At 71.0% G+C, this 24,373-nt stretch carries 21 protein-coding genes and 2 pseudogenes; 11 read left to right on the top strand and 12 right to left on the bottom strand.

Annotation, left to right across the window (positions count from 1 at the left end; translation table 11 throughout):
• Positions 1-10 precede the first annotated feature (10 nt).
• The 5 genes from ACFYOP_RS24655 to ACFYOP_RS24635 all read right to left on the bottom strand — a co-directional run bounded on the left by ACFYOP_RS24655 (position 11) and on the right by ACFYOP_RS24635 (position 7,574).
• Positions 11-1,783 (bottom strand): acyl-CoA dehydrogenase family protein, encoded by a 1,773-nt coding sequence (locus ACFYOP_RS24655; protein ID WP_356893621.1) that lies wholly within the window; start codon positions 1,781-1,783, stop codon positions 11-13.
• Entirely contained in the window at positions 1,780-2,832 is a 1,053-nt protein-coding gene (locus ACFYOP_RS24650; protein WP_356893623.1) for a methyltransferase, read from the bottom strand. The genes ACFYOP_RS24655 and ACFYOP_RS24650 overlap by 4 nt, the downstream gene beginning before the upstream one ends.
• A gap of 78 nt (positions 2,833-2,910) precedes the next feature.
• Positions 2,911-3,684 (bottom strand): N-acetyltransferase, encoded by a 774-nt coding sequence (locus tag ACFYOP_RS24645; protein WP_356893625.1) that lies wholly within the window; start codon positions 3,682-3,684, stop codon positions 2,911-2,913.
• A 61-nt stretch (positions 3,685-3,745) separates the two neighbouring features.
• A complete protein-coding gene (locus ACFYOP_RS24640) occupies positions 3,746-4,528 on the bottom strand; it encodes a leucyl/phenylalanyl-tRNA--protein transferase (protein ID WP_356893627.1) in 783 nt (260 codons plus the stop codon).
• Positions 4,529-4,535: 7 nt separating this feature from the next.
• On the bottom strand, positions 4,536-7,574 hold the full coding sequence (locus ACFYOP_RS24635) for an amino acid adenylation domain-containing protein (protein ID WP_356893629.1): 3,039 nt from the start codon (positions 7,572-7,574) through the stop codon (positions 4,536-4,538).
• A 1,223-nt stretch (positions 7,575-8,797) separates the two neighbouring features.
• On the opposite strand from ACFYOP_RS24635, the gene ACFYOP_RS24630 reads away from it, so the two are divergent.
• From ACFYOP_RS24630 to ACFYOP_RS24590, 9 genes and pseudogenes are all read left to right on the top strand, one after another.
• Positions 8,798-9,376: a dihydrofolate reductase family protein gene (locus ACFYOP_RS24630; RefSeq protein WP_356893631.1), complete on the top strand. Its 579-nt coding sequence runs from the start codon at positions 8,798-8,800 to the stop codon at positions 9,374-9,376.
• Between the two features lie 250 nt (positions 9,377-9,626).
• Positions 9,627-10,403, top strand: a complete 777-nt coding sequence (locus ACFYOP_RS24625; protein WP_356893633.1) for a PspA/IM30 family protein — start codon at positions 9,627-9,629, stop codon at positions 10,401-10,403.
• A complete protein-coding gene (locus ACFYOP_RS24620) occupies positions 10,400-10,678 on the top strand; it encodes a hypothetical protein (RefSeq protein WP_356893635.1) in 279 nt (92 codons plus the stop codon). The genes ACFYOP_RS24625 and ACFYOP_RS24620 overlap by 4 nt, the downstream gene beginning before the upstream one ends.
• Positions 10,679-10,685: 7 nt before the next feature.
• Positions 10,686-11,588: a zinc metalloprotease HtpX gene (gene htpX / locus ACFYOP_RS24615; RefSeq protein WP_356893637.1), complete on the top strand. Its 903-nt coding sequence runs from the start codon at positions 10,686-10,688 to the stop codon at positions 11,586-11,588.
• Positions 11,589-11,672: 84 nt separating this feature from the next.
• The gene (locus tag ACFYOP_RS24610) at positions 11,673-12,251 is read left to right on the top strand and encodes a hypothetical protein (protein ID WP_356893639.1); all 579 of its coding nucleotides are present in this window, start codon (positions 11,673-11,675) and stop codon (positions 12,249-12,251) included.
• Between the two features lie 193 nt (positions 12,252-12,444).
• A pseudogene (locus ACFYOP_RS24605) lies at positions 12,445-12,723 on the top strand (dienelactone hydrolase family protein); the annotation flags it as partial.
• 225 nt (positions 12,724-12,948) lie between these two features.
• Complete coding sequence (locus ACFYOP_RS24600; RefSeq protein ID WP_356893641.1) at positions 12,949-13,668, top strand: VanZ family protein; 720 nt, start codon at positions 12,949-12,951, stop codon at positions 13,666-13,668.
• 71 nt (positions 13,669-13,739) lie between these two features.
• Positions 13,740-14,435 carry a response regulator transcription factor gene (locus tag ACFYOP_RS24595; protein WP_356893643.1) on the top strand — a complete coding sequence of 232 codons (696 nt, stop codon included), beginning with the start codon at positions 13,740-13,742 and terminating at the stop codon, positions 14,433-14,435.
• Positions 14,428-15,507: a HAMP domain-containing sensor histidine kinase gene (locus ACFYOP_RS24590; RefSeq protein WP_356893645.1), complete on the top strand. Its 1,080-nt coding sequence runs from the start codon at positions 14,428-14,430 to the stop codon at positions 15,505-15,507. The genes ACFYOP_RS24595 and ACFYOP_RS24590 overlap by 8 nt, the downstream gene beginning before the upstream one ends.
• 112 nt (positions 15,508-15,619) lie before the next feature.
• Here ACFYOP_RS24590 and ACFYOP_RS24585 read toward each other — a convergent pair.
• Positions 15,620-16,272 (bottom strand): annotated as a pseudogene (locus tag ACFYOP_RS24585) (TetR/AcrR family transcriptional regulator); the annotation flags it as partial.
• Positions 16,273-16,495: 223 nt separating this feature from the next.
• Between ACFYOP_RS24585 and ACFYOP_RS24580 the strand changes: the two are divergent.
• Entirely contained in the window at positions 16,496-18,040 is a 1,545-nt protein-coding gene (locus ACFYOP_RS24580; protein ID WP_356893647.1) for a fused MFS/spermidine synthase, read from the top strand.
• Between the two features lie 233 nt (positions 18,041-18,273).
• Here ACFYOP_RS24580 and ACFYOP_RS24575 read toward each other — a convergent pair whose 3' ends face one another.
• Entirely contained in the window at positions 18,274-18,516 is a 243-nt protein-coding gene (locus tag ACFYOP_RS24575) for a hypothetical protein (protein ID WP_356893649.1), read from the bottom strand.
• 238 nt (positions 18,517-18,754) lie between these two features.
• Complete coding sequence (locus tag ACFYOP_RS24570) at positions 18,755-20,110, bottom strand: FAD-dependent monooxygenase (protein WP_356893651.1); 1,356 nt, start codon at positions 20,108-20,110, stop codon at positions 18,755-18,757.
• A 387-nt stretch (positions 20,111-20,497) separates the two neighbouring features.
• Between ACFYOP_RS24570 and ACFYOP_RS24565 the strand changes: the two genes are divergently transcribed.
• Positions 20,498-21,439 (top strand): FAD-dependent oxidoreductase, encoded by a 942-nt coding sequence (locus ACFYOP_RS24565; RefSeq protein WP_356893653.1) that lies wholly within the window; start codon positions 20,498-20,500, stop codon positions 21,437-21,439.
• Here the strand turns inward: ACFYOP_RS24565 and ACFYOP_RS24560 are convergent, their stop codons facing one another.
• The 4 genes from ACFYOP_RS24560 to ACFYOP_RS24545 form a co-directional block, all read right to left on the bottom strand.
• Positions 21,440-21,838: a hypothetical protein gene (locus tag ACFYOP_RS24560; RefSeq protein WP_356893655.1), complete on the bottom strand. Its 399-nt coding sequence runs from the start codon at positions 21,836-21,838 to the stop codon at positions 21,440-21,442.
• Between the two features lie 267 nt (positions 21,839-22,105).
• Entirely contained in the window at positions 22,106-22,807 is a 702-nt protein-coding gene (locus ACFYOP_RS24555) for a cation transporter (protein WP_356893657.1), read from the bottom strand.
• Complete coding sequence (locus ACFYOP_RS24550) at positions 22,804-23,142, bottom strand: metalloregulator ArsR/SmtB family transcription factor (RefSeq protein WP_356893659.1); 339 nt, start codon at positions 23,140-23,142, stop codon at positions 22,804-22,806. The genes ACFYOP_RS24555 and ACFYOP_RS24550 overlap by 4 nt, the downstream gene beginning before the upstream one ends.
• 262 nt (positions 23,143-23,404) lie before the next feature.
• Positions 23,405-24,319, bottom strand: coding sequence for an alpha/beta hydrolase (locus ACFYOP_RS24545; RefSeq protein ID WP_356893661.1), 915 nt, complete (start codon positions 24,317-24,319; stop codon positions 23,405-23,407).
• Positions 24,320-24,373 lie beyond the last annotated feature (54 nt).

Raw genomic sequence — 24,373 nt, 5'->3', positions numbered from 1 at the left:
CTGGTCGGCTTCAGCCAGTGCGTCCGCCTGCCGGCACGATGCGGCGCAGATTCGGTCCGGTGGCCGGCCCCGGCTTCGGTGCCGCGATCCACGGGCCGTCGACGGAGGGGTCGATGACGCCGTCCTCCAACCACGTGAACCGGGCGTCGAGCACCCGGCGGGCGAGCCCGCGATCGCCCGCGTCGGTGTTGTGGGTCAGTCGCTCGAAAAGCTCCGTGACCCGCTGCCGGGACCGGTGGCAGAAGGCGTCGGCGAGTTGCGCCGGAGTGTCGCCGTGGCCGGTGAGGGCTTCGGCGTAGGCGCAGCTCGCGCACATCGCGTACAGCTCCGCGCCTATGTCCACGATCCGGCCCAAGTGGCGCTGGCGCGCAGCGAGTTCGCTGTCCGGCTGATCGGCCAACTCGCCGATCGACCGCGCCAGTCGGCGCGCCGCGCGGGCGGCGAAGCGCCTGTGTCCGGCCAGGGAGTCCCCGTCGTCGGCCGGCGCCTCGCCGATGTCCTCGACGGTTGCCGGACCCTCGGCCTCTCCGCGGCGGCGTTCCACGACCGCCGCGGCGATGAACGTTCTCAACGCCTCGGTGGAGCCGTCGAAGATCCGCCCGATCCTCAGGTCGCGCAGCAGTTGCTCCGCCGGGACACCGCGCTCGCCCCGGGCCGCCGCCGACCGGGCCGTCTCGTATCCGCGGCCGCCCCGCAGCTGTACGAGCTCGTCCGCGACCAGCCATGCCTGTTCCGAGGCGAACAGCTTCGCCAGCTCGGCGTCGAGCCGCGTGTCGGCGCTGCCCAGGTCCGCCAGGCGGCCGGAGACCTCGACCATGGACTCCAGAGCGAACGCGGTCGACGCGATGAAGGCCAACTTGCCCGCGACCGCCTCCTGTTCTCCGATCGGCCGCCCCCACTGCACCCGGGCGCCGGCCCATTCGCGTGCGATCTTCAGGCTCCACTTCGCCGCCGCGGCGCAGACGGCGGGCAGCGACAGCCGACCGGTGTCCTGCGCCGCGAGGGCGACCTCCAGGCCCGCGCCCTCGTCGCCGATCCGGTTGCCCGCCGGGACGACGACGTCGTGCAGCCGGATGACACCGTTCTCGAGGCCGCGCAGCCCGAGGAAGGAGCTGCGGTGCTCGACCGTGACGCCGGGAGAGTCCGCTTCCACCACGAACACGGTCATGCCGCCGGGGCCCGCGTCCGAGGCGGGCACCATGGCCGGCACCATGAGCAGGTCCGCGATGACGCCGTTGGTGGCCCACAGCTTCACGCCGCTCAGCGTGTACGTGCCCGACGCCCGGTCGGGCACCGCTGTGGTGTGCATCCGGTACGGGTCGTTGCCGATGTCCGGTTCGGTGAGCGCGAACGCCGAGATCTCACGCGCGCAGCGCGGCAGGAACGCCCGCTTCTGCTCCTCGGTCCCGAAGAGGGTGACGGGTTGCGGCAGTCCGATGGACTGGTGTGCCGCCAGCAGCTCCCCGAGCGCGGAGTGGACGGTGGTGACGATCATCAGCGCCCGGAGGTAGCACAGACCGGACAGGCCGAGCCCGCCGTACGTCCGCGGGATCTTGATGCGGAAGGCGCCGAGGTCCTTCAGCCCCTCGATCACGTCGTCCGCGATGCGGTCGTCCCGTTCGATGAGCTCGCCGTCGATGCTCTTCTCGCAGAACTCCCGCAGTGAGGTGAGGAATCGCGTCTCCTCGTCGCCGAGAAGCCTCGGGTCGCCGGCGGGCAGGGTGAGAAGGTCGGTGCGGAGCCGTCCGAGGAACAGCTCCGCACCGAAGGCCGGCGCCGTCACCGACTCGCCGCGGGTACGGCTTCGATGATGGACAGCGGTCCGGCGGCGCCGAGTCGGACGGACCGCACCGTGAAGCCCGTCTCCTCGAGCATGGCGCGGAACTCGCTCTCGGTCCGCTCCTGTCCGCCCGTGTTGACGAGCATGTTGAGGTCGGTGAAGAACATGATCGGCTGTTCCGTCGACGCGGTCTCGGGAAGGACCGAGCCCACGATCAGCAGCGTGGCCGAGTCGGCCATCTGCGACCGGCAGGAGCGCAGCAGCGCCAGGGAGTCCTCGTCGCTCCAGTCCTGGAAGACGCTCTTGATGATGTAGAGGTCTCCGTCCGAGGGGATGTCCTGGAAGAAGTCGCCCGCCCGTGCCTCGCAGCGGTCGGAGATGCCTGCCTTCTCCAGGACCTCGGGCGCCTCGGCCACGCCGGCGGCGCTGTCGAACACGATCCCCTTCAGGTGGGGGTGGTGGGGAAGGATGGCCGACAGGAGCGTGCCGTCGCCGCCGCCGAGGTCCACCACCTTCCTGGCGTGCGAGAAGTCGTATCCGGCGGCGAGCTGCGCGGCCGCGATCCTGGACTCCTCGCTCATCGCCTCGTTGAACAGCCTGTTGGCCTCGCCCTGATCGGCCACGTAGCTGTAGAAGTCCTTCCCGTACACGTGGTCGAACGCGCGCTCCCCGGTGGTGACCGAGTGACCGAGGCCCTGCCAGGCGCGGAGCAGGATGGGGTGGCAGAACATGCGGGAGAAGGCGCGCAGCGAGTCGGGCGAGTCGGAACGCAGCTGGGCGCCGACGTCGGTCAGCGCGAAGCGGCCCGGCTCGGGCTCCGTGACGAGTCCTACGGCCGTCAGCGTGCGCAGCAGGCGCCGCAGCGACGGCTCGTGCGTCCCGCTCTCCGCCGCCATCTCGTCGCTGCCCCGCGTCTCGTCCTTCATCAGGTCGGCTATCCCCAGCTCGGCCGCGACACCGATGGAGTGGGCGGTCATGTAACCGCCGATCCGCTCGATCAGGGCGGCTCGCAGGCGCATCTTCTCGGTGGGGTTGTTGGCAGCTGCAGTCATCGGGATTCGTCCTCCGTGGTCGATCGTCAAAGGGACCGGGCGGTCCGGGATCACAGATGTTCGAAAGTGCCGTGGTGTTCAGGAGGGCCGGGCCGGGTCGGTGAGCCGATGGCGGACCCAGACGTTGGGCTCGATGTAGACGGCGTGGTCGTTCTCCACGTCCACGACGACCGGGCTCAGAGCGCCGGCCACTTCGACGGGTCCGCTGGTGTCGAACGGCAGACCGGTCCATCCGCGCCACTGCGCCAGACTGCCGGAGATCGTCATCGACACCGGGCAGACCCTGAGTACCTCGCCGCCGGCGCGCACGTGCACGCGCAGCCAGGGGTCTTCGGGGAGCCCGTCCGGGCGTGTGCGCCGCGCGTACTCGTCCATGGAGAGCTGCGGACGGCTGTGCTTGAGACTCGGCCGCACCGGCGCCACCATGTCGCCGTAGCCCATCCGCCGCCCGTGGTCCTTGAGGGCGTCGAGTGCCCGTCCGGACAGGTGCTGCGCCTTGCGGTCGGGCGCCACGGCGATCTCCATGGCGCACAGTGCGTTGAGCCGGTGGCCCGAGTAGGTGTCGGTCATGCACTGGCGCAGCGCCTCGTCCCAGCCGGTGTCGGGCAGTGTGTCCGGGGCGCCGTCCCAGACCAGGGGCACACTGGCCGCGCGGGCGACGACGGTGTTGTCGTCGTCGAACACCACGAGCTGGTGTTGTGCGTGTCGCTCGAACACCCAGTGGACCAGCGTCGGTTCGGGCCGGATGTACGCGGGCCAGGACGACTCCATCGTCAGCATCGCCGGCTCCAGATCGGGCCGTTCGGCGAGACTGGCGACGTGCAGTTCGGTGCCGACAGCGCTGGTGGACATGGCAGCTCTCCTGACGTGTGTGGCGGGGGTCGTCTTCGGTGTCAGTCGGTGTCCGTCGTCTTCAGCCGGCGAGCCGGCGGGCGGGCCGTGTGCCGGTCGGAAGCGCCGTGCCCCGGTGGGGAGTTCGGAGCAGTTCGAGGTACCGCGCCCGGGAGACGGGGCGCGCCCCGAGCAGCCTGGCGTGATCACCGTCGTGCTGTACGTCGACGGCGACGCCGCCGGCCTCGGCGAAGCGGCGGGTGAGCTCCGCGACGGCGACCTTGCCCGCCCCGCTGCGCAGGGTGAACTGCGAGTCGGCGCTGAAGACCGCGCCGATCCGCACACCGAACGTGCCTCCGACGAGCTCGCCGTCGTCCCACACCTCCACGCTGTGGGCGTAGCCGCACTCGTGCAGCCGGCACAGGCCGGCGAGCAGTTCGTCGGTCAGCCAGCGTTCGGAACGGCCCTCCCGGCACAGGCCGGCGACGCGTTCGAAGCAGACGTCGACCGTGGTCGTCCAGTCGGCGCCGCGCAGTTGGCGGCGCAGGCTGCGCTGGACGCGGGCCTGGTCCACGAGAATGAGCGGCCGCGGGTCCGGTGAGCACCAGGCGACCGCGTACGGCTCCTCCGAGCCGGTGAGCAGTTTCACCCGGCCGGCCGCCACCTCCGGCTCGTAGCTCATCTCGTTGAGGAGCCGGTGCTCGACGGTGTCGGCGGGAAAGGGGTACAGCCCCTGCCGATAGGCGCTGAGCAGACTGTAGGGCCGCAGATCGTCGCCGAAGGCGACCGGTCCTTCGACGGGCGAGGCCGTCAGATCCAGGGAGTCCCAGGCCGACTTGGGCCGCGGCAGGCCGGCGATCAGCATGCCCGCCTCACAGGAAGTCGATGTCGGTCAGGTACCGGATGTAGCGGTCGAGCATCTCGTCGTCCACGGGTGGGATCCGGATGTCGCTGTCCCGCAGCGCCGCTTCCACGTTGTCCCGTGTGAAGACGGGGAACGTCGTCTCGAGGTACATCTCCGCCACGCTCATCACGCCCGTCGAGCACCGGTCGATGAAGAGGGGGGCGAACGGAGTCATCGGGTGGTCGGGCTGCTCCACCGCGATCTTGACGACCTGGTCGAGCCACTCGTTCCAGGGCACGTCGCGGATGGTGTGGCCGTGCGCCCGCAGCCGGTCGGTGAGTACGGCGACGTTGACCTTGCCCGGGTTGGTGAGGTGGTAGACCTCGCCCGCCGGGAGCTGCTTCCTGGCGATGTGGGCCACAGCCGCGGCGAAGCAGTCCACCGGCGTGTAGTCCAGGGGGAGTTCGGCGATGGGCGAGGTGCCGGTGTCCACGATGAACCGCTTCATCGCGCACATCTCCGTCGCGGTGTTCCACGCACCGGTCTCGCGGTCGCCCGAGATGTCGGCGGCCCGGTAGATGGCGACCGGGAGCCCTTCCTTCGCGGCGTTCTGCAGCAGCGCCTCGGCGACCCACTTGCTCTCGACGTAGCCGACGGACAGGTGATCGACGTGGGCGGCCGGGGTGCGCTCGGTGACGTGCCGGACACCGGCGGTCCCGAAGCCGGAGACCACCGCCATGGTGGAGGTGTAGTGCACGGGTGCGTTGCGGTAGCGGGCGGCCAGGCGGATGATCTCGCGGGTGCCTTCGACGTTGGCGGCGCGCATGTGCGTATAGGGGTAGATGAAGTTGACGAGCCCGCCGGGGTGGTGGACGACGTCGACGAGCCGGGCGAGCCGGTCGAACTCCTCTTCCGGCAGGCCCAGTCGCGGTTCGGCCAGGTCGCCCGGGACAGCGGCGATCCGCCCCGTGGTGCGGTATGCCACCAGGTCGTCGCCGAAGTAGTGCCGCGCGTTCGCCTGGAGGCGGTCCATCGCGTGGCTCTCGTCGCCGGCCCGGACGAGGCAGTGGACGGTCGCCTCGGTGGTGGCCAGCAGCTCGCGCAGCAGGTAGATCCCGAGGAACCCGGTGGCGCCGGTGAGGAAGATGTGGGCCGGCTCCTGCCAGGAGGCGGGTACGGCCGGGATGCGCCGTACGGGCACGTCCAGCACGGTCTCGGCGGCGAAGTCCACTGCTTTCGCGTCGTCGGAGAAGGTGCCGGCCCTGGCCGACTCGACCGCGGACGCGAAGCCTCGGAGCGTCGCGTCGTCGAGCAGCAGCCGGATCAGCGGACGCACCTGGGTGATCATGATGCCGAGGGACGCCCGGACCTTGGCGAGGAGCTGGGCGGCCAGGACCGAGTTCCCGCCCAGCTCGAAGAAGTTGTCGCCCGGCCCGACGTGGTCGAGGTCGAGTACTTGCCGCCAGATTCCGGCGACGGCGCGCTCGACCAGCCCGGCGGGCCGCTCGGGGGGGTTCGTCGGGGTCGATTCCGGCGTGGGCCCGTGTTCCGGCCGGGGCTCGGGCAGGGCCGCCAGGTCGACCTTGCCGTTGGTCTTCACCGGCATGTCGGTGAGCCGGACGAACGCCGCCGGGACCATGTAGCCGGGCAGCCGATCCGCGGTGTACGCGCGCAGGACCCGTGAGTGGAGGGAGTCGCCCGCGGTCGTGACGTAGTACGCGGCGATCTCGGTCTCACCACGGCGGTGGTACGTGGTGACCACGGCGTCCGCGACCAGTGGGTGCGACGTGAGCGTCGCTTCGATCTCGCCCGGCTCGACACGGAAGCCCCGCACCTTGATCTGCCGGTCGGCGCGCCCCACGATCTCGAGGTCGCCGTCACGCGTCCAGCCGCCGAGGTCCCCGGTCCGGTACATCCGCGTCCCGGCCCGCTCCGCGTGAGGATCCGGCAGGAACCGTGCGCCAGTCGCGCTCTCGGTCATGTAGCCGCGGGCGACACCGTGCCCGGAGAGGTAGATCTCGCCGTGCTCCCCCGGCTGGACGGGTCGCATGTTCTCGTCCAGGACTCGGACGTGGGTGCCCGGCAGCGGCCGGCCGACCGGGGCGGGTCCAAGCTCGGGAAGCGCCTGGGGTGTTATCTCCATCGTGCAGGAGGTGATCGTCGTCTCGGTCAGTCCGTACGCGTTCACCAGCCGGGACTGCGGCATCAGGCGCAGCGCGGTACGGCAGTCCTCCGCATGCACCGCGCTGCCGCCCACGATCGTCAGCCGGACCGGGAGTTCCCTCGGCGCGGCGGCGAGCTCGGACAGGAACGCACGCCAGTACGAGGGGGTGAGGTCCATGACGCTGACACGGCGCTGGACCAGCTCGTCGGGCAGTTCGCCGGGGGCCCAGAGGCGGTCGGGGAGGACCAGCGTCGCTCCGTTCAGCAGCGTGACGAGGATCTGCTCGACGGAGGTGTCGAAGGTGATGGCCGCGAACTGCAGCACGCGGTCGTCGGGGCCGATTCCGTAGCGCTCGTTGATCTCGTCGAAGAGGTAGGCGAGCGATGCGTGCTCTACCCTCACTCCCTTCGGAGTACCGGTCGAACCGGACGTGTAGATGACGTAGGCGCAGTCCGTGCCGTCGACCGCCACGTCCAAGGAGGCCGCCGGTTCCCGCGAGGTCGGTCCTCCGTCCGCCCCGGGAGCCGGCACGGACAGGCCCTGTCTTTGGGAGCGGTCCGGTGTGCCCGGGCCGGCGAGCACGGCCGCACAGCCCGTCTCCTCGAGGAACGCTGTCACACGGTGGTCGGGCAGGCTCGGATCGACCGGCAGATAGGTCGCCCCCGCCTTGAACACGGCGAGCATCGACACGATCAGTTCGATCGACCGCTCCATGTGGACCATGACGACCGAGCCGCGGCCGACGTCTTCGGCTTGCAGGCGGTGGGCCAGCCGGTTGGCACGTTCGTCGAGTTCGGCGTAAGTGATCCGCAGATCACCGTGCTCCACTGCGATCGCCTCCGGCTGCGCGGCAGCGCGGAGCGCGAAACGCTCGTGGACTAACGTTTTGCCGTCGTTTCCCATTGGTCCCCTCGGTTCAGTGGCGCGGGCACATCTGGTCAAGCGTCAGCAGCCCCACGGGCGTGGCTGTCTACTCAGGTCTGTGGGTACGCAGCTCATTTCGGTACGCGGCGCTTTTCGGTACGCGGCGCTTTTCGGTACGCGGCGCTTTTCGGTACGCGGCGCTTTTCGGTACGAGGACACGATCAGATCGCCGGCCGGTGCGGGCACCGCTCGACAAGCGTTTCCGATTCCCTCTGCCTCACCGGTACGACATGGCGGATTCTGCGCAAACGGAACTCCGATCCAACAGCCTCGCACTTCAGAAACGCGTTCTGTCGCTCACGTGCCAGTAGACAAATGAAGGGCGGTCCGGCGACTCCCGGACTTACTCGGCAGTCCTTTACTCGTCAGAGAAAACCCCATCCCGCCGGAACTTGTCAACCAGCCCGTAGTCTTCGGATTCCGGTGTGACGGTCGCGGTGCAAATCGATGTTCGGCCTGGTGGCGAGGGCTTACGAGTACGAGGTGAAGCACATTTCCGAATGGCGAAGCCAGGCTCCGGCGGAGCCTGCAGCCGATTGACAAATGGAACTTCCATGGCAACCGCGAAAGACCAGAAAGAGCGTCGCCGTCAGGGTAGGCCGGACGGAAGCGTCGCCCCGTCCAGCGCGTAGACACTTTGTCAAATGAAGTGCCGGTCCCGCGGACGGAACGTGCCATAAACACTCGCCGAAACGAAAGGCCGCTCATGCGGAACACCGAAATGTCGTCCTTGCCGGGCAGGTCGCGAACGCGGGAGTCGCGTTGGCGGCAGCGAGCGGCGGTGCGCTGTCAGTGGCGGGTGACAGCATCGGGCGTATGACGGACACCAGGGCATTCGACTGGCGGTCCTCGGCCGACGGATGCCCCCCGGACTCGACCCGGGCGGCCTGTCGTGGCTCGCGGGGCCGGATCCGGGCAACAGCCGCAGGCTCTGTGCCGATCGTCAGACCGCAGCCGGCGGAAGAGTCACCCGTCGTCCCTGGCCGGACTCTTCTGCCGCGTCGATCCAGGGAAACGGGTAGGAGCCGTCCGGCAGGACGGCATCGGCAGCAACGGGAGGTGGACCTCGACCACCATGGTGGTCGCGAGGCCATGCTCGCAGCGGGCGTGCCACGCTCGTGGAGTCCGGGGCCGATGAATCTCGCCGCGCCGGCGGGTCTGTATCCCCGACAGGCGAGCAACCGCACTCGAGGAGATTCACCATGACCGCGACCTACACCTTCGACGTCTTTTCCAGCCTCGACGGCTTCGGCGCCGCGGGCGGCGACTGGACCGGCTACTGGGGCAAGCAGGGCCCCGAGCTCCTCGACCACCGCCTCGCCCTGTACGGCGACGAGCAGCGCATGGTCTTCGGAGCCACCACGTACCGGATGTTCGCTCGGATGCTGGCCGAGAGCACCGAGGAGTCCGACGTGCGTGACCCATGGGTCACGCGGATGCGGAACACGCCGGCAACGGTGGTGTCGACGACACTCGAAGGCCCACTCGACTGGCCGGACGCGACCCTCGTCAGCGGTGACGCCGTCGACGTCGTCGCCCGGCTCAAGAAGGAGTCCGACCTGCCGTTGCGCTCGCACGGCAGCCTGTCGATGAACCGGGCGCTGATGGCCGCCGGCCTGGTCGACCGCGTACAGGTGACGATCTTCCCTGTGATCACCGGCCGGACCGGACTGGACCCGGTCTTCCAGGGCGCGGCCGACTTCGACCTCGAGCTGATCGGGAGCCGGACGCTCGACGGCCACATCCAGGAGCTGATCTACCGGCCCACCCTGCACGCCTGAGTCATGCCGACATCGCCGCCGCTCCGGTCGGTTCCGCCATCGCCACTCTCCGCGACAAGCTGAGTGCCGGGCGCACCGGCCCGTGCTCCTGCGGCCGGGCTGTCCTGCCAGGAGCGGGCGTGCGACACGCGCAACAATGGAAGAAGCGCGTTCAGCGGTGAGTGCGGCGGGCCGACGTCAGGCAGGCATGTACCGGTTCGGCCCCTTGGATGTACGGCCGCGGGGCGCAGAGCTGAGGGAGGCGGTCGGCATGAGCAACATCGCTCGCCGTATCGGCGACTTTTTCCGCATCAAGGCGAACAATGCCTTGGACCGGGCGGAGGATCCCCGCGAGGTCCTGGACTACTCCTACGGGCAGCAACTGGAGATGCTGCAGAGAGTACGGCGCGGCGTGGCCGACGTGGCAACCAGTCGCAAACGCGTCGAACTCCAGGCGAGCCAGTTGCAGCAGTCCACGGGCAAGCTGCAGTCACAGGCGCAGCAGGCCCTGGCCGTGGGGCGTGAGGACCTGGCCCGCGAGGCGCTGGCCCGGCGGACGGCGGTGGCCTCGGAGCTCACGGACCTGCAGGACCAGCAGGCATCGCTGCAGGAGCAGGAGGAGAAGCTCACGCTGGCCGCGCAGCGGCTCCAGTCGAAGGTGGACTCGTTCCGTACCCGCAAGGAGACGATCAAGGCCGGCTACACCGCGGCCGAGGCCCAGACCCGCATCTCGGAGGCCGTGACCGGCATCGGCGAGGAGATGGGCGATGTGGGCCTGGCCATGCAGCGCGCCCAGGACAAGACCGAGCAGATGCAGGCCCGCGCCGGCGCCCTGGACGAGCTGGTCGCCTCCGGCGCGCTGGAGGACGCCACCCTGCCGGCCGGCCGCGACGACCTCCAGGCCGAACTGGAGGCCGCGACGGCAGGCCAGGACGTGGAGACCGAGCTGGCCCGGATGAAGGCCCAGCTTCCGGCGTCCGGCGCTCCGCCGGCCGTGGAAGGCGGCAAGGGCGGCCGGACTCCTCCGGACCAGGAGGCCGGCTCATGATCATCCGGATTCTGGGCGAGGGCCAGTTCGAGATCGCCGAAGACCGCATCGACGAACTCAATCGGCTCGACACCGCTGTGCAGTCGGCCGCCGACGCGGACGACGAGCAGGCGTTCGCCGCCGCTCTGTCGGCCCTGCTGGACGCGGTCCGCACGCTCGGCGCGCCGCTGCCGGACGAGATGATCACACCGTCCGACCTGGTGCTGCCCGACGCGGACACCAGCCTGCGGCAGGTGCAGGCAATGATCTCCGATGAGGGTCTGATCCCGGGGTGAGTGGGAGATGCGCAGCCGCTTCGAGCCCGATCGGCAGCTGACCACCCGCATGGTGGTCACGATGTTCCTGCTCGGGCTGCTGTACGTGGCGTTCGTCGCCGCGCTGGTCGTGCTGCTCAAGTCGCTGCTCCTGGTGGTCGTCATAGCCGCCGGGCTGCTGGGTGCGCAGTACTGGTTCTCCGACCGGATCGCCCTGTACGCCATGCACGGCCGCCTCGTCAGCCGCGAGGAGCAGCCACAGCTGCACGGAATTCTCGACCGGCTGTGCGCGAGCGCGGACATGCCCAAGCCCCGAGTGGCCGTCTCGGACATGGATCTGCCCAACGCTTTCGCGACCGGCCGCAACGCGGACCACGCCGTCGTCTGCGTGACCACCGGACTGCAGCGTCGTCTGGAGACCGAGGAGCTGGAAGGCGTCCTGGCCCATGAGCTGTCCCATGTCGCACACCGTGATGTCGCGGTGATCACCATCGCCTCGTTCCTGGGCGTGATCGCGGGCCTGATCGTGCGCTTCGCCTTCTACTCGCAGTTGTTCGGCGGACGCCAGCGGGACCAGAACACCGCGGCCGTGCTCGCGATCGTCATGGCGGTCTCCGCCCTGGTCTACGCGATCAGCTTCCTGCTCATCCGGGCGCTGTCCCGCTACCGCGAACTGTCCGCCGACCGGGCCGGGGCCATGCTGACCGGCAAGCCGTCCGTCCTCGCCTCGGCGCTCACCAAAATCAGCGGCGACATGGCCCGGATTCCCACCCGTGATCTGCGCACCGCCCAGGCGTTCAACGCGTTCTTCTTCACCCCCGCGCTGGGGCCCGGCACGGTGGTGGCCAAGCTGTTCTCCACCCATCCCAGCCTCGAGCGCCGGCTGGAGGCCCTCGCGGAGGTCTCGGGGCAGCTCGGTGAGACGCCATGACCACGCACGACCTCACCGCCGGCCGGGTCCGGCCCGGTCCGCCTGTCCCGCCCGGCCCGGAGCCGTGGAGAAGGAGCTGACCGCATGGGTTTCCTCGATGTCCTGTTCGGCCGGAGCAAGCCGGCCAAGCCCGACCTGGACCAGCTCTTCGGCCTGCCCTCGGCAGCGATCACACTCCAGGCGGCCACCGGCTTCGTCCCGACCGGCGCGGGCTCGGTGTGCTTCGCCTCCATCGAGGGCGGGGCGTTCGCCCGGATCCAGCAGGAGGTTCGCGCCCTGCTGAACGCGGACTCCGAGCGAGGCGGCACGCAAGTGGAGTTCAGCCGCGACGCCTACGGCTACTCGTGGCTCCTCTCCCGCCGCGGCCCCGATGACCTGCCCGCTCTCGTAAGCGACCTGCACGCCGTGAACACCGCGCTGCAGGACAGCGGCTTCGGGCCCCAACTGCTCTGCTCCCTGACCGTCTTCCACGACGCCGAGCAGCGCCCGCTCACACTCGTCTACCTCTACAAGCGCGGCACGTTCTACCCCTTCGCGCCCCTGCCGGGCGAGAAGCGCGACAACCCGCTGGAACTCCAGGTCAAGGCCGCCGTCCAGGACGACCTCCGCATCGAACAGGACCTCACCCGCTGGTTCCCCCTCTGGGGCGCCCCGGGTCTATGACCTGCCGCTCGCGTTTGGCGAGCCGGCTCGCCCGTACGGTCTGCGACTTCGGCAGCGACGGCCATTCCCGCCACACCGTCCGGGGCGTTGCGCGACCTTGCGGAGTCCGGAGCCGCCCACCCTGTGGGCGGTACGGCTCCGGGCAGCGTGCTCCACTGCGCGATGGCCGAGCTGCTGAGGGTGGTCCGCGCGGATGCGCACCGCCGCGGCCCACCCCGGGCAGGTGGCCGCCCTCGCCGCGTTCCACGGTCCCGTGGGTGCGGACGGACCCGGCCCGCTCGCCCGGATCACCGCCCAGGCGCACTTCGGCCACGCGGAAAGCGATCTGACGCCCGAGGCCCTGGGCGAGCTCAACGGGGCCCTGGACGCCGCGAAGGTCGAGTGCACCTCCGAGATCTACCCCGGCACCGTCCACGGGTTCACCATGTCCGACACCGACGCCTTCGACCCCGCCGGACTGCAACGCCACTGAGACCGTCTGCTCCCCCTTCTCGACCGCACAGTGGCCAACGGCTGAGACTCCGTAGCCGGGTACCGGCGCGCTCACCGGCGGCGGGGCCATCTCGCCGCCGGCTCGCGCCGGTTGCCCGACGCCGGGGATCGCGTGTATCGCCTCTGTCGCCTGTATCGCCTGTATCGCGGGCGTATCGAAAATCGCATACGCCACGGCAACGGCCCGCCGTCTCCAATGAAGGGCATGAACCACAACGCATCCCTGTCGGCAGCGCCGGGCCGCGCGCGCCGGATCGTACTCGTCGGCCTGGTGATCCTGGGCGTGGCGAGCGCCGTGTTCGTCGTGCGGCGGCCGCTCATGATGTCCGCGCCGATGTGCATGGCCGGGCGGTGGCACGGCTGCTTCGACACGTTCAACGGTGTGGTGCTCATGACACTGGTCGCGCTGCCGTTGGCCGCGCTGGTGGCGTGGGCTCTGGCGCACCGTCGGCGTGCCGCCGGCGTCGCATCGGCGTGGCGGATGTCGCTGGCCGAGGTGGGCATGGTCCACGGGACGGTGCCGTTCGTTTGGCTGACGATGATGCCGGGATCCGGGGCCGGCGTCGTCCCCGGCCGGGTGAGCCTGATTCCGGTGCGGGACCTGCTCACGATGGGGACGCTCGGGCTCGTCGGCAACCTGCTGGTCTTCGCGGCGCTGGGGTTCTTCGCACCCATGCGGTTCGCGGCGCTGGCGTCCGTGCCGCGGATCCTGGCGCTCGGGGCGGGCTGTTCGATCCTGGTCGAAACCGCGCAGTACGTCCTGCGGCTGGACCGGGTGTCCTCGGTGGACGACGTACTCGTCAACGCGGCCGGCGCCGTACTGGCCGCGCTGGCGTCGCGCCGCTGGTGGCGCACTACGGCGAAGGCGCCGTCGGACCGGCTTCGCCCCGTGCCGGCACCGGCGCCGGCAGGCCGAAGCGCGTGACCGATGCTCGCACGTCGTTGCGCACGTCGTTGCATACGCCGGCGATATGCGGGGCTGCTTAGGCTTCGGCCATGCGCGTACTGATCGTGGAGGACGAGCCCTATCTGGCCGAAGCAGTCCGTGACGGCCTGCGGCTGGAGGCGATCGCCGCCGACATCGCCGGCGACGGCGACTCCGCCCTGGAACTGCTCGGCGTCAACTCCTACGATCTCGCGGTCCTCGACCGCGACATCCCCGGCCCCTCCGGAGACGAGGTCGCCCGGCGCATCGTCGCCTCCGGCAGCGGCATCCCGATCCTCATGCTCACCGCCGCCGACCGGCTCGACGACAAGGCATCCGGGTTCGAGCTCGGCGCCGACGACTACCTCACCAAGCCGTTCGAGCTGCGGGAGCTCGTCCTGCGGCTGAGGGCGCTCGACCGCAGGCGCGCGTACGCCCGGCCCCCGGTCCGCGAGATCGCGGGCCTGCGGCTCGACCCCTTCCGCCGGGAGGTCTTCCGCGACGGGCGCTACGTCGCGCTCACCCGCAAGCAGTTCGCCGTGCTGGAGGTCCTCGTCGTTGCGGAGGGCGGGGTCGTCAGCGCCGAAGAGCTGCTGGAACGGGCCTGGGACGAGAACGCCGACCCGCTCACCAACGCCGTGCGCATCACCGTCTCCGCGCTGCGCAAACGGCTCGGCGAACCATGGATCATCGCCACCGTGCCCGGCGTCGGCTACCGCATCGACACCGGCCCCGGCACCACCGGCCCCGGGCGTACGCATGCGTAGACACCCGGGGCTCAGCGCGCGGCTGAAACTCACCCTCAGCTACGCCGGGTTCCTCGCCGTCGCCGGCGCTCTCCTGCTGGCCGTGGTGTGGGGGTTCCTGCTGCGCTACGTGCCCGACAACTCCCAGGGCCTGCTCGGAATCGCGCCCAACCGCTACCTCCTGGTGCGCACCTTCGCCCCCGCCGCGGCCGTGGCGATGGGCTTCCTGCTCGTGTTCGGCCTCGTCGGGGGATGGATCCTCGCCGGCCGGATGCTCGCACCGCTCGCACGGATCACGGCTGCGGCACGGACGGCGGGGAACGGGTCGCTGTCCCACCGGATCGGCATGAAGGGCCGCCGGGACGAATTCCGTGAACTCGCCGACGCGTTCGACACGATGCTCGAACAACTCGAGTCGCACGTCGCCGAGCAGCGGCGGTTCGCCGCGAACGCCTCCCACGAGCTGCGCACCCCGCTGGCCATCTCGCAGACGCTCCTCGACGTCGCCCGCAAGGACCCCACGCGGGACCGGGCCGAACTCTTGGAACGCCTGCAGGCGGTCAATTCGCGCGCGATCGACCTCACCGAGGCCCTTCTGCTCCTCAGCCGCAGCGACCGCGGGATCCTCACCCGCGAGAGCGTCGACCTCTCCCTCGTCTCCGAAGAAGCCGCAGAGGGCCTGCTCCCCCTCGCCGAACACCGCGGAATCACGCTCGACGTCACCGGCGGAGCGACCCGGACCAGCGGCTCCGCGGAGCTCCTGCTGCGGATGGTGACGAACCTCGTCCAGAACGCCGTCGTCCACAACCTCCCCGCCGGCGGCGCCGTGACGGTCCACACCGAGCAGCACGGCGACACGAGCGTGCTGCGGGTCGAGAACACGGGCGACCGGCTCCCACCCGACCTGGTGCCGACCCTCACGGAACCCTTCCAGCGCGGCACGGAACGCGTACGCACCGACGAGCACGCCGGCGTCGGCCTCGGCCTGGCCATCGTGCACAGCATCGTCCGCACCCACGGCGGAACCCTCGACCTCGCACCCCGCCCCACCGGCGGCCTCCTCGTCACGGTCCGGCTCCCCGCCACGCCGTAGACATCCTCCGCGAGCAGGTCGCCCGGCGGCTTCTCTCCGGAGCCGTCCCGCCGGAGCTCCGCCTCGACGTTCGTGTTGCGGCGGCCGCGTACGGCTCACCCGGCCCCTCTCTCCGCAGGTACGCTCCCGCGCGTGCCGCCGTCGCGGCGGCCTCCGCGGCCCAGTCGGCGGCGGCTTCGTCGAGGGGATCGCCGCTGGTCAGCAGGCGGTAGTAGAGGGGGCGGAGACGGCGCGGATCACCTCATGGGGGTCAGTGCCGTCGGGCAACTCGCCCCGGTCGACGGCCTGTCGCACGCACGGCGCCCACTCCTTGACGCGGATGTCGTAGAAGTGGTGCAGGGCCTCGGCCGTTTTCGGCTCGCGGGTGGCGGCCGCGATCACCGCTTTGAACAGCGCCCCCTGCCGCGGATCGGCCAAGGTGCGCTGTACGAGCCGGGCGTTGGCCCTGAGGCCGCCGAGCAGCGAGCCGGTCTCGGTGCGCGGCAGTGACTGCTCGGCCATGTCCGTCAGCAGGTCGGCCACCAGGCCGGTCACGGTTCCCCAGCGGCGGTAGACGGTCGTCTTGCCCACCTCGGCGCGACGCGCGACGTCGGCGAGGTCCAAGTGGGCGAAGCCGCGCTCGGCCAGGCAGTCCCGGGCCGCCTGAAGCACCGCCGCCCGCACCCGCGCCGTGCGCCCGCCCGGCCGGACCGTCCCCGGCTCCGCACCGTCCGTACCGTCCGTAGAACGGCACCCGGACCGGCGGGCGCGTGGCGCCCGCGCCACCACGGTCGTCGTGAACACATGAGCGACACCGGGCGAGTTGCCGGCCGCACTGCCCGCTCTCCAACGAGCGGTCAACCTCGCGACCGGTCAACGAGTGTGACACTGCGCCATTTCACGGGCCCTCGACACGCCACCGCCGACCATGCGAGAACCCGTCGGTCCGGGCACACCCGTTCGCTCCCAACGTCCCAGTCGAACCACGGCCGATGAGTCGCGTGCAAGGATGTCGCCCGTGACCACATCGTCTTCCCCGCCTGTCGACGAGGGCACGCCTCGCGACGCCGGGCTGGGTCCCCGTACCGCCGCCGCGCTCGTCTTCGGGTCCTCGGCCGCGGTCCTGGTGGTCGAGATCGTCGCTCTGCGGCTGCTGGCCCCCTACCTCGGCCTCACCCTCGAGACCAGCACCCTGGTGATCGGCATCGCCCTCACCGCGATCGCCCTCGGCTCGTGGCTGGGCGGGCGCCTCGCCGACCAGGTCGATCCACGCCGGCTCGTGGGCCCCGCGCTCGGGGTGTCGGGAACGGTCGTGGCGCTCACCCCCGTTGTGCTGCGCACCAGTGCGGAGTGGGCGCCGGCGATGCTCTTGCTGATCGCGTCGCTGACCATCCTCGTGCCGGGGGCACTGCTGTCCGCGGTGACGCCGATCGTGACCAAGTTGCGTCTCACCAGCCTCGCCGAGACCGGCACGGTGGTCGGCCGGCTGTCCGGCGTCGGCACCGTCGGCGCCATTGTCGGCACGGTGCTCACCGGCTTCGTCCTCGTCTCGCGGTTGCCGGTCAGCGGCATCCTGATCGGCCTCGGCGCCCTGCTGGTGGCCGGCTCGGCGCTGTTCGAGTGGCGAACGCGCCGGTGGAGCGGCGCCCCTGCCCTCGCGCTCGTCGTCGTCGCCGGCGGCCTCGCCACCGTGGTCGCGCCCGGTGGCTGCGACGCGGAGACCAAGTACCACTGCGCACGGGTCGTAGCAGACCCCGAACGCGGCGGCGGCCGCACACTCGTCCTGGACGGCCTGCGGCACTCCTACGTCGACGTCGACGACCCGACCTTCCTGGAGTTCCGGTACGTGCGGGCCATCGCGTCGGTGGTCGACGCCGCCTTTCCCGAAGGCGAGCCGCTCACCGCCCACCACCTGGGCGGCGGCGGGCTGACCTTTCCCCGCTACCTCGCGGCCACGCGGCCCGGCACCCGCAGCCTGGTGTCCGAGATCGACAACGGGGTCCTGCGCCTCAACCGCGACCGGCTCGGTCTGCGCTCGGCGGCCGGGATCGACGTACGCACCGAGGACGGCAGGCTCGGGCTGCGGCGGCTGGACGCCGGCAGCCGCGACCTCGTCGTCGGTGACGCCTTCGGAGGCGTCAGCGTGCCGTGGCACCTCACTACGCTGGAGGCGATGAGGGACGTACGGCGGGTACTCGACGAGGACGGCCTGTACGTCGCCAACCTCATCGATCACGGTGCCATGGCCTTCGCACGTGCCGAGGTGGCCACCCTCAGCGAGACCTTCGAGCACGTCGCCCTCGTCGGCGAACCCACCGACATCGGCCTCGACCCGACCGCCACCCCCGCGGGCGGCAACATGGTGGTACTGGCCTCCGACCGACCGGTCGACCTGCGCGCGGCCCAGGACACACTGGACGCCCGGCAGACCGGCTGGAAGATCGCCACCGGCGGCGACCTCACGTCCTGGATCGGCGACGCCCGCCTGCTCACCGACGACTACGCCCCCGTCGACCAGCTCCTCCAGCCCTACCGCCCGCCGAGCGCCCGGTGACAGGACACACGCCCGGGCCACTGTGCGAGTTCGTCCTCGAGTGACTGGCGGATCCTGTCCGTCGACGCGCCCCTGGGCCTGGTCACCGACACTCTCGAGTGGACGCCGAGCGGCGCACGCGTGCGCTCCGGTGGCGGGCCCGCTGCCGCCACCGGCGTCGCCGACGCGGTCAGTCGCTCAGATCGGGTTGATCCGCGTACTCACCGCGCTCGCGCACCCGTGCCAGGAACTCGTCATGCCTCATCGGTCTCACCCACGTCGGGCAGTTCGGTCCGCACCACGTACACGCCCTCTTCTTCCGCCTCCTCGGCCGTCGGCATCCACCCGCCCTCGCCGGCGGCTGTCGGGGCCGCGGCCCGCTCCAGGAGCTTGCCCGTCTCGCTCCACTTGTTCTCGAACTCACCGAAGGGATCCGTCCAGGCCGGCCGCCGTCGTTCCGGTGCGCCGCCGCCTCCGCGTCGCATGGGCAGTGCCATGACTGCCTCCAACCGTGAGATCTGACCTCGTGCCGGGCGGGTAACCGCCGCGCTGGCCGTCAAACGGCCAGCCTCCCCGCGACGAACGGAATCCGGCGGAGCCCGCCCGGCGACGGACGGCCTCAGGCGCCAGGCACCAGGCAGAGGGCAGAGGGCAGAGGGCAGAGGGTGAGACCGTCACTCCACCAACGTTGACGTGCGGAACGGTGCGGAAGACGCTGTCGGCTGCCGACCTCGCTCAGGTCCCCGGTTCCTCCGGTGTCGCCGGCGGCTCGGTGGGCGTCGGCGCGGGCGGACGGAACAGGACGGCCCGGGCCACGTGCGGGGCGAACAGGGTCGTGACAGGCGCGGAGAGAGTCAGCACGGACCGGAAGGCGCGCCCCACGACGGCGTCGCCGGCGTAACGCTCCTGGACGCGCTGCAGATACCAGTCGGCGACACTGTCCGCGGGCCCGGCGGCGACCGCGTTGCCGACCGCGCCCGGCATCTTGCGGTCTGCCCCGGCGGAGATGTCCCACGCCTGCCGGGACGCCGTGAGGAGTGCGCGCTGCACATGCCGTGTCGTGGGGGTCCGGCGCGGATCGGCCAGTGCGTCACGCAGGGCGACCGCGCTCATCGCGGCGACGGCCATGCCCTGCCCGTAGATCGGGTTGAAGGTGCACAGGGCGTCGCCGGTGGCGAGGAATCCGGCGGGGCGGCGGCCGGGCAGGTCGTAGCGGCGGCGGATGTTCGCGGTCCGCCGGTAGCCGAACGCCGGCGAGAGCGGCTCGGCCTCTTGCAGCCACCGGTGCAGGAGCGGATGCGGCAGCCTCTTGGTGTACGCCACGAACTCGTCGTCGTCCGTGGGCGGTTCGTCACCACGCAGCCCGGAGACGATGACCAGATGGGTGCCGTCCTCCAGCGGCAGCGCACCGCCGCCATGGACCTGGGCGGGGCTGGGGTAGACGTAGTAGCCGGCGGTGTCGCCGCCGAGGACGCCGCTCCTGCCGCGGTAGACGCGCGAGGCGTACGCGAGCCCGGTGTCGATGGTCTCCTCGTGCGGGGCCTCGGCCCCGATCGCCGTCAGCCACTGCGTGGCCTTCGTGCCGCCGCCGGAGGCGTCGACGACCAGGTCGGCCTCAAGCTCCCGCCGCTCGCCGCGGGCGTCGCCGGAGCGCTCCCGCAGCAGCACGCCCCGTACGCGCGAGGCGTCACCGAGGAGCCCGACGACTTCGCTCCCCTCCACCGTGCTGATCACCGGGTTGGCGAGAACCCGCCGCCGCACCCGCTCCTCGAGCTGCGCGCGGGAACCCGTGTAGATGTGCGTCGTCGCGGGCAGCCGCCGCAACCAGCGCCCGGTCTGCCACATCACCAGGTCCGACGGCATGCCCACCCGCGGCGCCCCCGCCGCCCGCAGCTCCGCCAGGAAGCCCGGCAGCAGCGACTCCAGAGCCATCTGCCCGCCCTCCAACAGGACATGTGGATGCCGGCCCTGCGGTACGCCCGGCCGCGGCTTCATACCGTCCGGGAACCGGTCGCGCTCGATGACGGTCACCCGGTCGGCGTGCCCGGCGAGGACATGTGCCGCAAGCAGCCCCGCGAGGCTCCCGCCCACGACGACCGCATGCCGCCCACCCCGACCGCCGCCCACGCCCCAACGGCTTGTCTCTCCGGCAGAGTCCACCGATTCGCTCCCCTGGTCGCCACATTGTGAGAAGGCACCAGTATCCCGGTCCGCAGGGCCAGTTGACCGCGTTCCCGCCGTTCCGCGCGTCCCGAACACATCTGCCGGACCACTCCCCCGGACCTGCTCCGCACTGAGCGGCAGCCGCCCGGATTCGGTGACGTCGTCCCGGTCGTCGGCGTACGCCTCACACGCGGCCGCACTCCAGAGAGAGCCTCCGGCCGACGGGGAGCGTCATTCCAAGCGTGCCCCATTCCCAGGGCGAAGCGGGGCGGACGCCCGACGGCAGGCTGAACCGCTCGGTGCTGGAATGGTCCCATGGCCGACACACCGTCCCGCACCGGTTCGCCCGCCACCCACGACACCGACCTGATCATCGTCGGCGGCGGCCCGGCCGGCTGTGCCGCCGCCCGCATGGCCGCAAGCGTCGGCATGCGCTCCATCCTGATCGAGCCGGACATCCTGTGCCGCAACCTGTACCGCATCCCGGCCCTGAACAACGTCCTCGGCGGGCACACCAGCGGCCCCGAACTCGCCCACCGCATCACCACGGAGCTGAAGAGCACAGACCTGTGCCGCCTCCAACTCGGCCGCCACGCAGTGGGACTCCACGCCGGCGAGGACCACGTCGCCGTCACCCTGGACACCGGCACGCGCCTGACCGCTCCGTACGCCGTCGTCGCCACCGGCGTCGGCCCTCTCCAGCCACGAGACGTCGCCTGGATCACCGCCCCCAGTGGCCTCACGCTGCCCCCGCTGTGGCAGGCCGACGCGGACGACGCCGAAGGCCGCACCCTCCTCGTCCTCGGCGGCGACCGTCCGATCGGCACGTTCCTGCGCGCCCACCCGACCACCGCCACCCGCCTGCTCGTCGCATACCCGGAAGCCGACGCATACAAGATCGAAGAGATCCGCGACGACCCCCGCGTCACACTCCTTCCCGTCGAGCACCTGACCCTGAGCCGCTCCGAAATGACCGCGGCGACGGCGGAAACGACGACCCGCGACGGCCAACGGCACACGGTCGCAGCAGACGCCGTCCACGTCAGCATCGGCAACGCACCCGCCGCCCCGCCCGGCGACCTCGTCCGAGGAACGGACGGCTACTGTCCACCGACCGGCCAACACCCCCGCCTCATCGTCGCCGGCGACCTGCGCTCCGCCCGCTTCCAGCGGATCATGACCGCGATGGGCTCCGGCAGTGAGGCAGCACTGCACGCCTACTACGCGACACGAATGCTTCCTCTGCCGGCTCGGTGATCACCTCTGAGCGGTGCGGTCGGAGACCGGGTCGGCCACCGCGCAGGCCCGGAACTCGTGGACCACCTGGATCTCGCCCACAATATGGGCGTTGAAGTCGTCAAGTTCCTCGGCCGGAACCCAGAGCTCGAGGATCGTCCGCCCGCCCGCCTGCTGGACGGGATACCGGCTCAGGAATCGGGACTCGACCTCGAAGCGAGTGACGAAGCCGGCGCCATCGTGCTTCACGTTCCAGTCCCGCGCGATCCTGATCGCGTAGTCCTCGTTGAGGACCGGGTAGAAGATCGGCTGCTCGGGCAACCGGGGCGGCCACGCACGCCAGTTCAGCTCCCGGACCAGATCCAGCTCCTTGGGGCCGGTGGGGCGCCACAGGGTCGTCGTCGCTTGCCGGCGGGTCATGTGCACAGCTCTCTGAACGGGGGCCGCCGGTACGGCGGGTCGGGAGAGGGGACGATACCGGCACCGCGAACGCGCCGGCTACGCGATTTCCGCACCTGGCCGGGGACTACGACAGCTGCTGCCACTGCGGCGGTGAGCCGCGCCCGGGGACCGTCGGAAAGGGTATTCAGGGCTGCGTGGCCAGACGGTTGACACCGTTCTGCCGCGCTGACCGGGCAGCGTCCAAGTCCACCCTGGGAACCGGAACCGGTCCCCAGGGTGGTCGGTTCAGCCGCAGCAGCCGCAGGCGTCCCCCGCGGCGCCGGCAGACGGGGCTGCCGCGGCGGAGGGCACCGCGCAGCAGCCCTTGCCGTTCCAGGCGTCCCGGCCTTCCTTGACCGCGACGACGGCTATGACGAGGGCGGCGACCGGGTCGGCCCAGGACCAGCCGAGGGTGGCGTTGAGGGCGAGTCCGAGCAGGAGGACGGCGGAGAGGTAGGTGCACAGCAGGGTCTGCCGGGAGTCGGCGACCGCGCTGGCGGAGCCGAGTTCGCGGCCGGCCTTCCGCTGGGCCGCCGACAGGAACGGCATCACGGCCAGGGAGAGGGCGGCGATGACGATGCCGGCGACGGAGCGTTCGGCTTCACCGGCGCCGGTCAGCGCCCGGGTGGCGTCCAGGGTCACGTACGCGGCGAGCGCGAAGAAGGACACTGCGATGATCCGCAGGGCTGTCTTCTCCCGGGCCTCGCGCACGGCATGCTCACGGGCGGAGAACTGCCAGGCGACCGCCGCGGCGGAGGAGACCTCGATGACGGAGTCCAGGCCGAAGGCCATCAGCGCGGTGGAAGAGGCGAGCGCCCCGGCGGTGATCGCGACGACCGCCTCGGTGACGTTGTAGGCGATGGTGACCGCGACCAGCAGCCGTATGCGGCGGGCGAGCACGTCGCGCCGGGACGTGGCCGAGCCCACGCCGGCAGGTGTGGTGGTCATCGGCAGCAGTCCTCCGCGTCCGCTTCCGCGCACGTCTTGTCGGCCTCGACCGCGATCACGGCGTTACGCAGGTCGTCCAGCGCATGGCCGAGGCGTTCGTCGGCGAGTTCGTAGCGGGTACGGCGGCCCACCGGTACGGCGACGACCAGGCCGCAGTCGCGCAGACACGTCAGATGGTTGGACAGCCGGGTACGGGAGATGCCCAGCACGTCGGCGAGGTCGGCGGGATGGGCCGGGGCCTCACGCAGGGCGAGAAGGACGCGGCAGCGGATCGGGTCGGCGAGGGCCCGGCCGAAGCGGGCCAGCACCTCGATGTCGGCAGCGAGATTCAGCACCCGAGCAACAGTACATGCGATCGTGAATCCACGAAATTGTGAACGATGATTCCCGACCGCCACCGCCACCGCCGTCCGCGTCCCGGATGCAGGCCGCACCAGGATCCGCCCCCGCGGCTCAACGCATCCGCCCCGCGCGTCCGCGAGGTGCTCGCCGCGCCCGGGGTTGCGGGCGGCGGCGGCCAGTTCAACCAGGCCCGGGATCGGGGCCTGGTGGTGTACCGGGTCCTGCGCGTCCGGTGAACAGACCGACTGTCTGACTTCACGGGTCGGGCACCGCTCGCTCCTCCGGGGGCCACAACGACGAGCGGCCTGACCGAGTGTCCGCCTGTCGTGCGGGTGCCGTGAAGAACGTGACCAGCGCGTCGGCCACGGCGTCGGGGGCGTTCTCCATGGGGATGTGCCCGGCCTCGGGGACACGGACCAGGGTGGTGTCCGGGATCTCCGCGGCGAACCGCTCGGCGTAGGTGACGGGCTGGAAGGTGTCGTCTTCGCCCCAGACCAGCAGTTTGGGCACCGTGGACGCGCGCAGGGCGGGCAGGAGTTCGAGGGTGTACTTGCTGTCGGCGGCGCCGGCCAGAGCCATCCAGGAGCGGCACACACGCGGGTCACGCCATGGATCGACGTACTCCTCGATCTCCTCCTCGGACGCCGGGCGGGCCAGGGCCTTGGCCGTCGCAGCGCGGCGCGCGGCCAGCAGTTCCCCGGCCGGCGTCGACGCGATCACCGCCGGATCGCTGAACCGGGCCACCGTGGGCACCGGCCACGAGTCGAAGGTGACCGAGTTGGCCAGGGCAAGGCGCTCGACCTCGATGCCGCCGTCGGCCAGGAGTCGCTGCGCGACGGCCCCGCCGATGTCGTGCCCGGCCACCATCACCGGACCGCCGACGCCGATGCCGTCCAGGAACCGTTCCGTCCAGGCCGCCAGCGCCGGGACGGTCGCCGTTTCGAGGGTCAACTCGCCCGCTGAGCGGCCCAGTCCCGGCAGATCGACCGCAACGGGCCGCAGCCCGCTCGCGGCGAGCTTGTCGAGCACGGGCAGCCAGACCCGGCTCCAGTACGTGCCGTGCAGCAGCAACACGACCGGGCCGGCTTGCTCCACGGTCAGGTAGCTGGCCGTTTCGCCGTCGACCTGGACTTCGGTCCTCAGCACTGTCGTTCCGGTGGTTTCACTCATGGGACCACTGTGACCGAGGCCGGTCCGCCGGCCGAGAGTCAAGAAAGACACTCA

Source organism: Streptomyces sp. NPDC006294, assembly GCF_042870895.1.
Classification (GTDB): Bacteria; Actinomycetota; Actinomycetes; order Streptomycetales; family Streptomycetaceae; genus Streptomyces.
The sequence above is the reverse complement of the archived record's forward strand: the minus strand, read 5'-3'. Positions and strand labels throughout refer to the sequence as shown.

Bases quoted from the DNA above. Each gene is read 5' to 3' on its own strand.
- ACFYOP_RS24650 (WP_356893623.1), bottom strand. From the start codon at position 2,832: ATGACTGCAGCTGCCAACAACCCCACCGAGAAGATGCGCCTGCGAGCC.
- ACFYOP_RS24645 (WP_356893625.1), bottom strand. From the start codon at position 3,684: ATGTCCACCAGCGCTGTCGGCACCGAACTGCACGTCGCCAGTCTCGCC.
- ACFYOP_RS24640 (WP_356893627.1), bottom strand. From the start codon at position 4,528: ATGCTGATCGCCGGCCTGCCGCGGCCCAAGTCGGCCTGGGACTCCCTG.
- ACFYOP_RS24635 (WP_356893629.1), bottom strand. From the start codon at position 7,574: ATGGGAAACGACGGCAAAACGTTAGTCCACGAGCGTTTCGCGCTCCGC.
- ACFYOP_RS24630 (WP_356893631.1), top strand. From the start codon at position 8,798: ATGACCGCGACCTACACCTTCGACGTCTTTTCCAGCCTCGACGGCTTC.
- ACFYOP_RS24625 (WP_356893633.1), top strand. From the start codon at position 9,627: ATGAGCAACATCGCTCGCCGTATCGGCGACTTTTTCCGCATCAAGGCG.
- ACFYOP_RS24620 (WP_356893635.1), top strand. From the start codon at position 10,400: ATGATCATCCGGATTCTGGGCGAGGGCCAGTTCGAGATCGCCGAAGAC.
- htpX (WP_356893637.1), top strand. From the start codon at position 10,686: ATGCGCAGCCGCTTCGAGCCCGATCGGCAGCTGACCACCCGCATGGTG.
- ACFYOP_RS24610 (WP_356893639.1), top strand. From the start codon at position 11,673: ATGGGTTTCCTCGATGTCCTGTTCGGCCGGAGCAAGCCGGCCAAGCCC.
- ACFYOP_RS24600 (WP_356893641.1), top strand. From the start codon at position 12,949: ATGAACCACAACGCATCCCTGTCGGCAGCGCCGGGCCGCGCGCGCCGG.
- ACFYOP_RS24595 (WP_356893643.1), top strand. From the start codon at position 13,740: ATGCGCGTACTGATCGTGGAGGACGAGCCCTATCTGGCCGAAGCAGTC.
- ACFYOP_RS24590 (WP_356893645.1), top strand. From the start codon at position 14,428: ATGCGTAGACACCCGGGGCTCAGCGCGCGGCTGAAACTCACCCTCAGC.
- ACFYOP_RS24580 (WP_356893647.1), top strand. From the start codon at position 16,496: ATGTCGCCCGTGACCACATCGTCTTCCCCGCCTGTCGACGAGGGCACG.
- ACFYOP_RS24575 (WP_356893649.1), bottom strand. From the start codon at position 18,516: ATGGCACTGCCCATGCGACGCGGAGGCGGCGGCGCACCGGAACGACGG.
- ACFYOP_RS24565 (WP_356893653.1), top strand. From the start codon at position 20,498: ATGGCCGACACACCGTCCCGCACCGGTTCGCCCGCCACCCACGACACC.
- ACFYOP_RS24560 (WP_356893655.1), bottom strand. From the start codon at position 21,838: ATGACCCGCCGGCAAGCGACGACGACCCTGTGGCGCCCCACCGGCCCC.
- ACFYOP_RS24555 (WP_356893657.1), bottom strand. From the start codon at position 22,807: ATGACCACCACACCTGCCGGCGTGGGCTCGGCCACGTCCCGGCGCGAC.
- ACFYOP_RS24545 (WP_356893661.1), bottom strand. From the start codon at position 24,319: ATGAGTGAAACCACCGGAACGACAGTGCTGAGGACCGAAGTCCAGGTC.